Raw genomic sequence first — 15201 nt, forward strand, 5'->3', positions numbered from 1 at the left:
ACGGGAGCCGCTGGAGTAACAGGAGCGACCGGAGTAACGGGCGCAACCGGAATAACGGGAGCCACTGGTGTAACGGGCGCGACAGGAGTAACGGGCGCCGCCGGAGTAACGGGAGCAACTGGTGTAACAGGCTCCACTGGAGTAACAGGAGCGACAGGAGATACTGGGGCGACCGGAATAACCGGAGCCACGGGAGCGACCGGAGCGACCGGAGTAACAGGCGCAACTGGTATAACGGGATCAACCGGTGTAACAGGAGCGACAGGAGATACTGGATCCACTGGTGTAACGGGAGCCGCTGGAGTAACAGGAGCCACCGGAGTAACGGGCGCCACCGGAGCAACAGGCGCAACTGGTATAACGGGAGTAACTGGAGATACTGGAGCGACCGGAGTAACAGGTGCTACCGGTGTAACCGGGGATACTGGAGTAACAGGAGCGACGGGAATAACGGGAGCCACCGGGGTAACAGGCGCAACCGGAGTAACCGGCGCCACTGGAGTAACAGGAGCAACCGGTGTAACGGGAGTAACCGGAGCTACTGGAGCGACGGGAATAACGGGAGCCACTGGAGTAACCGGAACGACCGGAGTAACCGGCGCAACTGGGATAACCGGCGCAACCGGAGTTACAGGAGCCACCGGTGTAACGGGAGTAACCGGGGATACTGGAGTAACCGGAGTAACGGGGGTAACCGGGGATACTGGAGCGACCGGAATAACAGGAGCAACCGGGATCACCGGCTCGACCGGAGTAACCGGCGCAACTGGGATAACGGGAGCAACCGGAGTAACCGGGGTAACCGGAGCAGGCGCGATCATTCCTTATGCTTCAGGTCTTCCAACTGCCGTGACGACCATTGCCGGCGGATTAATCGGAACGGTGAGCCTTGTCGGGTTCGGCAATTCTGTGACGGGCGTCAATGTCGGAGGGGGAGGTGCAATTGATCTTACCGGGGCCGGAGGAACTCTGCTGAACTTTGCTTTTTCTGCTCCGAGAAGCGGAACCATTACATCAATTGCCGCCTATTTCAGTACAACCGCAGCATTGTCGCTTGTCGGCTCGACTGTTACGATAACCGCACAATTATACAGTTCCACTGTGCCGAACAATACGTTCACGCCGATCCCCGGAGCATCCGTCACTTTAGCTCCTCCCCTCACCGGCATATTGTCAATCGGCAGCATCAGCAACGGAATCACGACAGGGCTGAACATTGCGGTAACTCCTCAAACCCGGCTGTTAATGGTATTCTCTGCCACTGCGACAGGCCTTTCGCTTATTAATACAGTGGCGGGATATGCAAGCGCGGGAGTTACGATTTCTTAAGTGAAAACGGCCAGACTGGTGCGTATCATTTAAGCTTGGAGAAGATATCACTTTTTCTTCAAGCTTTTTTGTTTTTACTTTTTGGGTAAATAAAGGCTGACGGGAATTTCCCGACAGCCGGCAGAAGTATTTACAAGCCTTCTGAAGTTAATCAGTATCTTAATGAAGACGTTTTTAGTGAGTTCGAATCATCTGTTGTGCCGGGAGTGTGAATCATCATCGAAACAGCGGTGCCCTCATCCGGGGTGCTGGTGATCGTCAATTCGCTTCCGCAAAAATGCTTCAGCCGCCGATTGATATTTTTCAGGCCGACACTGCGATTAACATCAGAAGACAAAATATCTTTCTGTATGTTCGGCATGATGCCGGTTCCATTATCCTCCACTTTGATTAAATATGTGTTTTCGCCTTGTTTTTTCGCTGTCAGCTTTATCCGTCCGCCGCCTCTTTTCTTACTGATCCCGTGATGAACGGCGTTTTCCACCAATGGCTGTATCATTAAAGGCGGAAGGGGGAAGTCAATGTCCTGTTCAATATCAAAAAGGATATCAAGCCGTTTGCCGAAGCGTGTTTTTTCTATAGAAAGATATGACGTAATGATAGAAAGTTCGTTTCTGAATGAGCTGATGTCCGAAGTGTTTTGAAAATCAAAACTCATCCTTAAATAGTTTGTAAATGCAGCAGTCGTTTCCCGTGCTTTTTCAATATCCAAATGGCTGAGCGCGATGATCGTATTTAATACATTGTAAAGAAAATGAGGCTTAATCTGCGACTGAAGAAACGCCATTTCTAAATTTGTGGCTTGGTGAGCCGTATGCTTCATCAAAATTAAATTTTTAATACGCGCGGTGAATTCAGAGTAATGATAAGGCTTTTGTAAGATGTCGTTTGCTCCGGCATGAAACGCCTTGTATTTGTCATGGCTGATAATGGCTGCTGTAACGATAAGAACCGGCAGATCGACCATGCTGAATCTTTCGCGGATGTTTGTGCAGACTTCAAAACCCGTCATGTCGGGCATCATCAAGTCTAATATGACCAAGTCAAGCTTCGAGGAAGAGACAGCTTGAAGCGCCTCTTTTCCGCTTTTTACTGCGATTACGTTATAAGGAACACCTTCCAGCATATCCGTTAAAATTTTCAAACTCTCGATGTTATCGTCGACGATCAGAATCGTCGGAGCATCGATTTTTTCTGAGTGATAAGGCGTGACCAGCGAAATATCCGACATTCTCTGTCCGGGCTGTGATTTAGGAAGTTCGGTCTTTGCTTCCGGTAAAGAATCAATTTGAGCGGCGGGTAACGTAAAATGAAAGGCTGATCCTTGCGCCGCCGCTGACTCCGCCCAGATGTCCCCGTTTTGGAGCTTGACGAGCTGTTTCACAATACTTAAACCTAAACCCGTTCCATCTTCTTCCGTCCCTCCCGCTTGCTGAAAAGAATCAAAAATGGTTTCAAGATCAGCCTCAGGAATGCCGCTGCCGGTATCGGCCACCGTGATTTGAATCATTTTGTCATTCAGGCTTTCAGCAGAAAGAATAATATTCCCCTCGGATGTGTACTTGATTGCGTTTTCAATAAGATTGGTTAAGATTTGCCGGAATCGGTTTTCATCTGCAAGCACCAAAGGGAGGCCGTCCGGCACATGATTAAGAATGGCAAGTTTTTTATGTTTGGATAAAAGCCGGTAGAAGTTCATCTCACTGCATATGACGGCATGCACATCGACGGGAACCGGACGAATTTGCAGCATACCCTGCTTCATTTTTTCCAAATCAAGAATATCATTTACGAGATCAGAAAGTCTGTAGCCCATACGGATGATCAGCTGCATATTTTCTTTCTCTTCCTCTATCGTCTTCTTTTTTCTGCCGGCTACAAGGGTTTGGCATATATTAATAATGCTGTTCAGCGGCGTCTTGAATTCGTGTGAAGTTTTGGCGATAAATTCATCTTTCAGTTGGTCCATTTTGACTAATTTCCGTGAGAGGACTTCATTGTCCCGGAAAGCTCCGGCGAATTGCTGCGCCATCAGAAGAACCACCGCCAATAAAGCGATGACTGTCGGCAATGAATAGAGCGAATTAAAAGAAAAAGCCGTTTTGCCGCTGTAAGCTGAAATGGTCGTAAGAATCACAAAAGCGCTCATCGAGACGGATGCGAGTGTAAGGTACGTGCTTCCTTTTATTTTTCTTATGGCGGCAATCGTAAAAATATATGTAATATAAAACAGAGTCGTAACGGCAAGCACAGAATGTAAAATGTATGAGAGATGGTCAATGAAACTTCCGGACATAAAATCAGTGATCAAGATGGTCCCGGATAAAGCGGTTAAAATGGTGATCGTCGTTTTTGAGACAATTTCTCTGTATGCATAAAAGAGATAAAGAAAAACCGCTATGCTGACAAGCACGGTTGAGATGATACGCAAGGAATTCAGCAATGAAAATGAAATAGACGGAAAGAGGAGAAAGATAATTCTTTCTTTCCCGATCATAAGAATAATGGCAGAAAAAAGCAGACACATCACGGAAAAGAACAATAAATGTTTATCCTTTGTCCGTTGCAGAAAAAAGCCGAGAAAATATAAACCGGTAATGAAAAAAGCCGTAATCATAATGGAATCATTGAAAAAGGAAATTTGATTCTCGCGTATAATTTGTTCCTGAGTCCCAAACGTTATCGGTTTTGCGATCCCCCAGCCGGGAACTTTTCCGAAATTCGAAAAATGCAGGACAAGTTCATTGTCACCCTTGCGAAGCGTGAAAAAGCTGCTGTACGGTTTGTTCTGCGCCTTGAAATCAGCTTTTTCTGAAGGATTGCCGCTCTGTCCGATTACTTTTCCATTAAGATAAAGGCGGTTTGAACTGTAGATAAAAGATGTGCTGATCCCCAGAACCTGATTGTCTTCATTTGAGCGGATTGTCAGTTTGTACGTTCCGTAATCCACGTCGGCCGTTTTTCCGAACAGCTTCACATTGACGGGGACATCAACGAGTACAGGATTTTTTCCTTTTGCTGAATGAAGAGCCTGCGGTGACAGCATCTGATTTGGATAAAGAATCCATTTCCCGTTCAGCTGGACATTTCCATCCTTTTGAAAATCCCACTTTTCCAGATTGATCACGCCCTGTTCCGCTTGAGGGAGGGATGATCCTGAAAAATAATTCAGGACCATAAAAATCATAAAGAAAGCGGCATAGCCGCAAATAATCGAAATCGAAATAAATTTTTCTTTCACATCATTACTCCTTTATCCCATTCAGGGGCATTCTATTATCCTTTGTAATGTATAAATATTGTAATCACAAACGTTATAATACAACAAGAGAAAGAAAAAGAATCCAACTATATAGGGCATTAGGCATGGTATAATTGAAATTATTTTCAGATATATCTATATTGACGGGTGGGATGCGGTTTGAAAGCGTTAATTGTGGATGATGAGGAACTGGCATTGCTTCATTTTAATCGTATGCTTGAGCGGACAAACGCCTTTCAATCTATTATAACGTTTCAAGATCCGGCGGAAGTTCTGGAGCATTCGGAGCTTTCAGCAGCTGATGCGGTGTTTCTTGACATTGAAATGCCCGGGATAAACGGTATTGAGCTTGCTGAATCGATTCAGGAGCTCAATGAAAATATCCAAGTTATTTTTATCACCGCTTATAATGAATTCGCGATCAAAGCGTTTGAATTAAATGCTGTCGATTATCTTTTAAAACCGGTTGACAATACCCGGCTGCTGACAACTGTTGAGCGAATCCGAATGAATAAAAAACTCAGGACGGCAGAAGAGAATACCGGGACGGATTATGTTATACAATGTTTTGGGAACCTGGACTTTTATCAATCGGTAAATGGTGTCAAAACATACATAACAGTCAAGTGGAGAACATCCAAAGCCCGTGAACTGTATGCATTTTTACTTCTTAATCAAGGGCGCACAGTCAGTAAAGACATGCTGATGGAAATGTTTTGGCCTGCTTATGATATATCGAAAGCAAGCACCCAGCTCTATTCGACAATATATCAGATACGGAAATTAATCGGTCAGCTGCCCTTCAGCCAATCAATAGAAAATACCGATATAGGATACATTCTCCGGCTTTCCGGGGTAAAGGTTGATACAGTTGAATGGGAAAAAACATTAAAAGAGGCTCCTCCGCTCAGCGCAGCTGCACTAACCCGGCACATGAACATTATCATGTCATATGAGAACCATTATCTCATGGAGAATGGCTATCTGTGGGCAGAGCCGGAAAAAGCGCGTCTTGCCTATCAGTGGCTCAGCAAAGCGTACGAACTGATTGGTTTTCTCATCCAAGAGAAGAACGATCATCAAGCGATGGACATTTGCCTGCAGGTTGAGAAAATAGAGCCCGGTGACGATAAAATTATACAATACAAACTGCAGTTATTTAATAAACTGGGAAAGGTAGAAGAGGCGATAAAGGAATACGAACGCTATAAACAATTAAAAGATAAAATCAATTGACGATTGAATGACCGGACCGGCTGATGCCGGTCTTTTTTTGTGCGCTATTTCTGAAATGATCCCATGTACAGAATTTGTATAGGCCGATTTCATACAATGTAGTTTGGTTCGGATAAGGAGAATCCCATGCTTACCGGCTTGTTCGAACGTAAGTCTATATAAAAGGGGAGGAATAAGACTTGGGAGTGAGGAACTTTTCGTTCAGCCCGAAAAAAAGCAAAAGGCTGAGGCCGGCATTGATTTCATGCTTCACGCTGTTTTTCATCTTCAGCCAGGTTGTCAGCTTTACTCCGATCGCAGCCGCTTCCGGATCACAACAAAGCGAGAGCGGGTTCTTTGATTCAGTTGCAGTCAAAGACGGCAGACAGCAGACTGTTGACGGGTCAAAAGGGAGTGAGCCCGCTTTAGCACCGGGGGATAAAGTGACACTGACATACGAATGGTCACTAAAAAACAAGGAAGATGCAAGTGACCGGAATATCACCTTAAAGATTCCGGAAAGTTTTACATTAGATAACGATGCCGAAGGTGAGCTGACATCAGCTGATCGGGTGATCGGTATATATAAAGCTGAAGCAAAAAGCAGCACGCTGGAAGTGAAAGTGAACGATGCTGAAGCGGATGCCGGGGATGCCAAAAGCTCCATTACACTGTCGGCGAAGTTTACTCCCGACATAGCAGATGAGACGAAAATGGCAAAAGCTCTTTTTCAACTGGATGCCGGCAAGACCCAGCAGGTGTTAATACCTGTGAAGAAAGACGGAACAACGGATTCCGAAACAGAAAAAAACACCTCTTCAACACCTGCTGAACCTCAGGAAAAGACAGAGAAAAAGTCAGCACCTGCGGACGGCGGGGAGAAAGCAGAACAGACAACGAAATCAAAACCTTCTGCTAAACGCAGTCAATCAAAAATGGTGGTTTCAAGCAAATCTGCCGCTAAAAGCCTTCAATCAGGCGGAAGTCAGATTACGCAAAATATTTTAACTGATGTGAAATTGACGGATGAAAAAGGAAAACCATATGACAAAAACAACCCTGCGAATACGAACTCTCCGGCAAATATCACCATTCAATGGGCGATTCCGAATGAGCTGGGAAAAACAATAAACGACGGTGATCGATATGAATTTGATCTGCCTAAAGAATTTATCATGCATAATGACATTACGAACCAGCCATTGACCGACGGCGATAGTACGTACGGAACTTTTTCCATTAATACGAGCGGCCATGTCATCATGACGTTTAACGGCGAGGTAAAAGAAGATACTAACGTCAAGGGGTCATTGTATGTAAACACCCAATTCAATCAGAAAGAAATAAAAGGATCAACCACACAAAAGATTAAGTTTCCGGTTAACTCTGATACGCCGGACGTAACGGTTTATTTTAAACCGAATGTCAATAAAACCATTGAGAAATCAGGGTCATTGGATAAAGGTATTAATCCTGGAAAGGTAACGTGGACGGTTGATCTTAATAAAAAGGAAGAAGAAGTTAAACATGCGAAATTGACTGAAAGCCTTCCGGACGAATTGACTTTCCGCTCTGTGAAAGTGTATGAACTTGATGTGAATATTGACGGCTCGGTGAGTCAGGGAAATGAGATAACTTCAGGTTATACCGTTGACGAAAACGGTAATGTCACCTTCGCCGGGACAATTGATTCAGCCTACCGGCTCATATATGATACGGAAATTAAAGATGAGGCAAAGCCGGGTAAAGGCGGGAACATCACGCTGACAAACAAGGCGGCATTCAGCGGAGAAAATGCGGAGCCGATTTCTGCGGAAGCTTCCGTAACAGCGGGTTACGGAAAAATGATAGAAAAATCTTCGACAGGTTATAAAGGAGAAACCCAAACGTTCAGCTGGGCTGTTATGTACAACTACGGTGGGAAAAAGATTGATCAATCCAAAGCCGGCATCAAGGATACGTTCGGATCAGACGATCTGCATCTTGTTCCCGGTTCATTGAAAGTCCTTCCGATTACATTCAGCCAGAACGGCAGCGAACAAGAGGGCGCCCCATTAAAAGAGGGCGAGGATTATACGCTGACTGATAACGGGAACGGCTTTGACATAAAATTCAAGCAAACTGTCACAGGAGCATATAAGATCATTTATCAATCTCAAGTCAACGATGGGGTCATTATTGACAGTCCTGTCAAATACACCAACACAGCAGTGACAGATACAGGGGAATCAAAGGAAACTCCGGGAACCGCCATTCAGCAGAATCTGATTAAAAATTATTCAAACGCAGACTATGAGAAGAAGACGGTTGATTGGACAATCACAGTTAACAAAAACGGTTACACAATGAAAAACTGGACGCTGGATGATCAATTTACCAGCGGAGGCCTGGCGCTCATTGACGATTCATTTCACATGCAAGACACGACTGATAACAAAACGCTGAAAGAAGGAACAGACTATACATTAACAAAAAAATCCGGAAATCAAGGCTTTACAATAGCATTGATCGGGGATTATGCAGAAACAAACAGTCAGTTTAAGATCACGTATACGACAAAATTCAACGCTGACTTTTCAAACGAAACGATTAAGAATACGGCGGAGTCGACATGGACGGATAAAAACGGCGGCAAACGCACAAATAAGGAATCAAGCGGTTTCACACCGAACAATCAGACGTCCCATAACGGATTCAAAAACGGCTCATACAATGCCGTTTCAAAAGAAATCACATGGAAAGTCGGCATCAATTACAATGGCGAACCTTCAAAGAATCCTTATATAAAAGATACGATCACAGATGGTCAGCAATTTTTGCATGGGTCGGTTGCTGTTAAAACGTATACCATCAGCAAAAACGGTTCCATCACTGAAGGAGAGGCGCTGGATCCTTCAAAATATGAAATAGAAGAGCCGTCAGACGGCAACAAAAATACGTTAATCGTACGTCTCAAAACAGATGACGCTTTACCATACCTGATTGAATTTAAAACGTCATTAAAAGGCCAGGTCATTAAACAGAATCAATACACAAACAAAGCAGAGTACTTTAATAATGACCATGCAGACCGAACGCTGACGGGTTCAGTTTCCATCGCAAACGGAGGAAACCTGATTTCGAAAGGCGGCAAGCAGAACGGAAACAATATCGATTGGAACATTAATGTCAATGCCAGCCAATCGACACTGGATGACGTAAAAGTCAAAGACACCCCGGATGAGAATCAAATAATAGATGAAGATTCTTTTAAAGTATATCAAGCAAAATATAATGAGAACGGCGTTATGAAAGACAGCAGCGGAAATCTTATTCCGGGTGATGTGAAGCTTGAAAAAGATAAGGACTATAAACTAGATATAAAAACTGACAATGCCACCGGTGAACAATCATTTGTCCTCACCTTTACAGGCAGCTATAAACAAATCGACCGCGCGTATGTCATACAATATCGTTCTCTCATTAATATTGCCGGCAGCAGCGGTCAGGTCAGCAACAAAGTGTCGATATCAGGGACAAATGTTGAGGAGCAGACCCAAGAGAACAACAGCTCAGTGTTTGTCGCCATTTCAAGCGGCGGCGGCTCAGGATCAGGAGAGAAGGGAAGCCTGACGATATCTAAAACAGGATCAGACGGAACATCTCTTTCAGGAGCAGATTTTCAATTATGGTCTAAAGACGGCAAGCAGCTGCTGCGTACGGGCACAACAGACGATGCCGGTAAACTTACGTTTGGGAATATCCGTTACGGAACCTATGTACTGAAAGAAATAAAAGCTCCGGACGGCTACACCATCAGTGATGCTTATGTAAACGGGGTCTCCGTTGCGATTGACGGCAAATCCTCCGCAGCAGGAGCATTCTATAAAGTCATAAATCAAAAAAATAAGGTGACGCTTATCAAAAAAGACGAAAACAACAAGCCTTTGGCCGGTGCTGTATTTAAGCTTGAGAAAAAATCAAGCGACGGTACCTATACTCTGATAAAAAATAATATTGAAAGCGATAAAAATGGGAAAGTTGAGATCAACGGTTTGCCCGCCGGATACTATCGGCTGATGGAGACGAAAGCCCCATCAGGGTTTATCGTAAACACAAAAGCCATTCACTTCTCAATCGCAAAGAACGAAAAGAATCAAGTACCTGATGTTGAATTGGGATCAATGGTGAATTATAAAGGAAAAGCCGCATTAACGAAGAAAGATGCAGACGGCGGGAATCTTGAAGGCGCAGTTTTCAAAATCATCGACAGTGATGGTAAAACGGTTCAGGAAGATCTGGTTTCAGATAAGGACGGAAAAATAGAAACATCCGGCCTTGCACCCGGTCATTACGCCTTCATTGAAACGAAAGCGCCCGACGGCTATGTGTTAAATACGGAGAAAGTGGAGTTTACCATCTCAGAAACAGCGGAAGGAAAGCCGGAGTCAATTGACGCAGGAACGGCCGTCAACTATAAAGGCTCTGTCCGGCTGACGAAGGAAGATGCGGAAGGCCGAAACCTTGAAGGTGCAGTCTTCAAAATCGTCGACAGTGATGGAAACACGGTTAAAGAAGATCTGGTTTCAGATAGTAACGGAAAAGTAGAAACATCCGGCCTTGCACCCGGTCATTACGCCTTCATTGAGACGAAAGCGCCCGACGGTTATGTGTTAAATACGGAGAAAATAGAGTTTACTATCTCAGAATCGGCGGAAGGAAAGCCGAAGCCGTCTGACGCCGGCACCTTTGTCAACTATCAAGGCTCTGTCCGGCTGACGAAGGAAGATGCGGAAGGCAAGAAGCTTGAAGGCGCAGTCTTCAAAATCGTCGGCAGTGATGGAAACACGGTTAAAGAAGATCTGGTTTCAGATAAAGAAGGAAAAGTAGAAACGTCCGGTCTTGCACCGGGGCATTACGCCTTCATTGAAACGAAAGCACCCGACGGTTATGTGTTAAATACGGAGAAAAAAGAGTTTACCATCTCAGAAACAGCGGAAGGAAAGCCGAAGCCGTCTGACGCCGGCACCTTTGTCAACTATAAAGGTTCTGTCCAGCTGATCAAGAAGGATCAAGACGGAAACGTTTTAGACGGTGCAGTATTTAAAATCATTGACAGTGATGGAAAAACCGTAAGAGACGATCTGATGACAAAAGAAGGCGGCAAAATTGACGCCGGCGGTTTGGCGCCCGGAAACTATCAATTTGTTGAAACAAAAGCGCCGGATGGTTATCTGCTGTCAACAACCCCTGCGCCGTTTACGATTAAGGCTGAGAACAGCGGAAAACCGAATCAGGCTGCCCTGACTGCAGTTAACATCAAGAACAGCGTTGTTCTTACAAAATTGGATCAAGGTGACAAACGGAAAGTCCTGCAAGGTGCGAAGTTTAATCTGACAGATGCAAACGGCAAAGTGCTGAGAGAAGGTCTGACGACAGATGAGCACGGACAGATTATCGTACGGGGACTGAAAGCAGGCGAATATCAATTTATCGAAACAAAAGCGCCTGAACTTTACAGTTTGGATCAAACGCCAATATCATTCAAGATCACAAATACCGACATAAAACCAGTCGAAATCAGTGCGGAGAATACACTGACGCCTGGTGATGTCACACTGACAAAAGTGGATCATGACGATAAAAATAAGGTGCTGGAAGGTGCTGAATTCAAGATCACGGATTCTGCCGGACATCCGGTAAACACCGGCGGCAGCAAAGAACGGCCGGCGGTATGGAAGACGGATCAAAAGGGCCGGTTTACGGTGGAAGGATTAGCGCCCGGGCAGTATCAATTTATCGAAACAAAAGCGCCTGACGGCTATCAGCTGAACGAAAAACCAATTGAATTCACCATTGAAAAAGGACAGTCAAAAGCTGTTGAGGTCGTCGTTTCTAATAAGAAATTAAAAAATCCCGCACCTGGGAAAGACACACCGAATCATCAAACGAATCAAGGCGGGCATCACCCTGATACCAATGGTAAAACCAATCACTCGGATACAGGCAAAAACCTGCCGAAAACCGGTGATACGGATGGTATGATACCGGTCACGGCCGGTATTCTGCTGCTATTAGCCGGCGGAGCCGCGGCTGTTGTATCAAGAAAGAAGAAAGCAAGGAATAGATAGACGTTATCGCACCTGATCATGTAAGAATCGATCAGGTGCTTTTTTAAAAAGAGAATCATTACTCACCAAATACTCACCGCATGACGTACAAGAAAGGAATTTTCTTCATGGTTAAAAAAATGATCATTGCCGTTCTTATTTTATCCGGGCTGCTTCTCATTTCCTCTCCTCTCATGAAAGGCTGTTTGATCGCGTACCTCAGTAAAAGCCAAATTGAATCGGAATTGACCGCAGAACAAGCGCGGAAAAATAACATGAAAAAAGCGGACTATAATTTTGAATCCATTCATCCGCCCGGTTTCAGGGAAACAGTTCAGTCAAGTTTTAATCGCAAACCAAAACCGATAATCGGACGGATAACCATCAGCAGCATCGATTTAGACCTTCCGATTTTAAAAGGCACAACCAATGAAAACCTGCTGATCGGCGCGGCAACTATGCGTCCGGATCAGAAAATGGGCGAGGGAAACTACCCGTTGGCAGGCCACCATCTGAAGCAGGAGAACCTCTTGTTCGGCCCTCTTTTACACATAAAAAAAGGCGCGCAAATCGTGATGACCGACTTTAGAAAAGACTATATTTATTCTGTAACATCAAAAACCATGATTTCAGAAATAGAAGCAAACGCAATTCAGGAGACAAAAGATAAAGAGATTACATTAATCACATGCGACAAAGCGGTAAGAACCGAAGGACGCCTGGCCGTCAAAGGAAAATTGATTGATATTTCGGGTCATTCAAATATATCTCAGCCATCATAAAGAATCATTCTGTCAACTGAATATATGTCCGTTGTTAAACATCCCGAGACTGGCTTCTGTCAGTCTTTTTTTTGCGCAGCGATTATAAAAAGTTCATCCTTCTTATCTCCCTTGAGGGAAATTATACCAGACTGCACTTTTTGAAAGAAATGACAAGAGAAAAAGATCACGAAAATTCTCAAAAATGAGAAACAAAGATTTAAAAAGTGGTATGATTTTAGGAGGAAAGGACGGCTGGTGCTGTGTTGGAAGCGAAGCGGTTTTATGTCTCTCTGCAAATGAAAATCGCCGGATTAATTGCGGCTTTATTAATACTTGTCATCGGAACGCTCACAGTTATATTTGCCTTTCAGCAATTAAAGGAAGGCCAGAAGCAGGCTGAACAGCTGGCGGTGCAAACGGCAAAAACCATTTCATACATGCCTCCTGTAAAAGAGGCGTTCCGGCTTGCGGATCAAGAAGCTTTTACAAAGTTAGACGTTATTGAACAAATGAAAGAACAGGCAGGCGCGCACGCTGTCTATATTACTGATCAAAAAGGGCATGTTGCATTTCATTCGGCCCGCAGCAGCATTCCGAAAGAAAATCAAAATCTGCAAAATAAAACCGTCATGTTCGGCGGGTCTCCGGTTTCCGACGGAATGACGGCGGTCCGGGGAAGCGCCCCGATTATTCTGGAGGAAAAAAATCATAACGAAGTCGTCGGAACGGTGACAGTCGAGTTTTTACAAGATGAGATAGAAAAAGATATGAAAGCGCATCTGCGGCATTTAGGCTATTTTGCATGCTTGGTGTTTCTTATCGGCATCGGGGGAGCGGCAGCGCTCGCAAAAAGCATCCGTAAAGATACACTCGGCCTTGAACCGCATGAAATTGCAGCGCTGTACCGGGAGCGCAATGCGATGCTCCTTGCGATGAAAGAAGGGATTATCGCCGTAAACAAAGAAGGCGCGGTAACCATGATGAATTTATCTGCGGCTGATATGCTGAATCTTCCGGAACCGATGATCGGAAGGCATATAAAAGAAATCATGCCGGGCGCAAATCTCATGCCGGTTTTGGCAGGGGGAGAATTACCGCCGAACGTGGAGGTGCGTGCCGGAGATAAAGTATTTATCTTAAACGTGAAAGAAATGAAGCAGACCGGGCAAGTATACGGAGCGGTGATCAGCTTCCGCGAAAAAACGGAGCTCAAGAAACTGATTAACAAGCTGACTGAAATGAAAAAATACTCGGAGGATCTCCGGGCGCAAACGCATGAATTCTCGAATAAGCTTTACGCGATCCTCGGTCTGTTAGAGCTGGGAGAATATAATGAAGCCATTGAACTGATAAAAGAAGAGTACGCCATCCAGAATGAACAGCACGAAATCCTCTTTCAAAACATTCATTCACAGCGGGTTCAGGCCATACTATTAGGAAAAATGGGAAAGGCGTCTGAGAAGAAAGTGAAGCTTTCAATAGATGAAAACAGCTTTTTAGAATCGCTGCCGGAGCATGTGGGTTCATCCCAGCTCATTACGATCATCGGAAATCTTATTGATAACGCTTTCGAAGCCGTCGCCGAAAAAGAGAAAAAAGAGGTCGCCTTTTTTATGACCGATATCGGCAGGGATATCGTCATCGAAGTGGCGGATTCAGGAGACGGCGTGCCTCAGGAAAAAACAGAAACGATATTTGAAAAGGGCTACTCTTCAAAAGGGACGAGGAGAGGATACGGCTTAGCCAATCTGAAAGAAGCCGTCAGTGAATTGCAGGGATCGATAGAGATTTCGCAGCAAAAGAGCGGCGGTGCCGTATTTACGGTGTTTATACCGAAAGAAAGGCCAAAGGGGGAATCGGTGTGATTAACATCGCGATTGCAGAGGACGACTTTCGAATAGCGCAAATTCACGAAAAATTTATCGAACATCTTGATGGATTCAATGTCATCGGCAAAGCAATCAATGCCAAAGACACCATATCGCTGCTTGAGAAACGGCAGCCTGATCTGCTGCTTTTGGATATTTATATGCCGGATGAGCTGGGGACAGATCTGCTTCCCCTTATCCGCGGCCGTTTTCCTTCCGTTGATATCATCATTATTACGGCTTCTGCCGAAACAAGACTGCTGCAGGAAGCGCTCAGATCAGGCGTTTCTCACTATGTCATAAAGCCGGTGTCGGCACATAAATTTACAGAAGTGCTTTTGCAGTACCGGGAAAAAAGAGAATGGCTGCACTCACAGCTGGAGCTGAGCCAGTCCGTTATCGACATGTTTTTCGGAAGCGGTCAGAAAGAACAAAAACAGCTCAATGATCTTCCGACCGGGATTAATTCGATTACACTTCAAAAAATCAAAAACGCGCTCAGGGCAGCCCAAAAAGGGATGACGGCTGAAGAACTGGGCGAAAAAATGGGCGCCTCCAGAACAACGGCGCGGCGCTACGCCGAGTTTCTCGTTTCTCGGGAAGAAGCGCTCGCTGAATTAGAGTACGGCATTATCGGCAGGCCGGAACGGAAATATTATTTAGCACATGAATAA

Annotated in this window: 7 protein-coding genes and 1 pseudogene; 6 read left to right on the forward strand and 2 right to left on the reverse strand. The window is 44.9% G+C overall.

Annotation, left to right across the window (positions count from 1 at the left end):
- Nucleotides 1-1329: exosporium glycoprotein BclB-related protein (locus SB724_RS16700; RefSeq protein ID WP_410572009.1), on the forward strand; the 1329-nt coding region annotated here is incomplete at its 5' end.
- 151 nt (nt 1330-1480) lie between these two features.
- Here SB724_RS16700 and SB724_RS16705 read toward each other — a convergent pair.
- Nucleotides 1481-2560, reverse strand: a complete 1080-nt coding sequence (locus SB724_RS16705; RefSeq protein WP_410572097.1) for a response regulator — start codon at nt 2558-2560, stop codon at nt 1481-1483.
- A 72-nt stretch (nt 2561-2632) separates the two neighbouring features.
- A pseudogene (locus SB724_RS16710) lies at nt 2633-4516 on the reverse strand (sensor histidine kinase); the annotation flags it as partial.
- Between the two features lie 234 nt (nt 4517-4750).
- Between SB724_RS16710 and SB724_RS16715 the strand changes: the two are divergent.
- The 5 genes from SB724_RS16715 to SB724_RS16735 all read left to right on the forward strand — a co-directional run bounded on the left by SB724_RS16715 (nt 4751) and on the right by SB724_RS16735 (nt 15201).
- Nucleotides 4751-5827: a response regulator gene (locus SB724_RS16715; protein WP_410572011.1), complete on the forward strand. Its 1077-nt coding sequence runs from the start codon at nt 4751-4753 to the stop codon at nt 5825-5827.
- 179 nt (nt 5828-6006) lie between these two features.
- Nucleotides 6007-11916 carry a SpaA isopeptide-forming pilin-related protein gene (locus SB724_RS16720; protein WP_410572013.1) on the forward strand — a complete coding sequence of 1970 codons (5910 nt, stop codon included), beginning with the start codon at nt 6007-6009 and terminating at the stop codon, nt 11914-11916.
- Nucleotides 11917-12023: 107 nt separating this feature from the next.
- On the forward strand, nt 12024-12677 hold the full coding sequence (locus SB724_RS16725; protein WP_410564861.1) for a class A sortase: 654 nt from the start codon (nt 12024-12026) through the stop codon (nt 12675-12677).
- 242 nt (nt 12678-12919) lie between these two features.
- Nucleotides 12920-14524 (forward strand): sensor histidine kinase, encoded by a 1605-nt coding sequence (locus SB724_RS16730; protein ID WP_224182406.1) that lies wholly within the window; start codon nt 12920-12922, stop codon nt 14522-14524.
- Entirely contained in the window at nt 14521-15201 is a 681-nt protein-coding gene (locus SB724_RS16735; RefSeq protein WP_410572016.1) for a response regulator, read from the forward strand. The genes SB724_RS16730 and SB724_RS16735 overlap by 4 nt, the downstream gene beginning before the upstream one ends.

Origin of the sequence: Bacillus sp. SIMBA_031 (assembly GCF_046535225.1) — a bacterium.
GTDB classification, from domain to species: domain Bacteria; phylum Bacillota; class Bacilli; order Bacillales; family Bacillaceae; genus Bacillus; species Bacillus velezensis.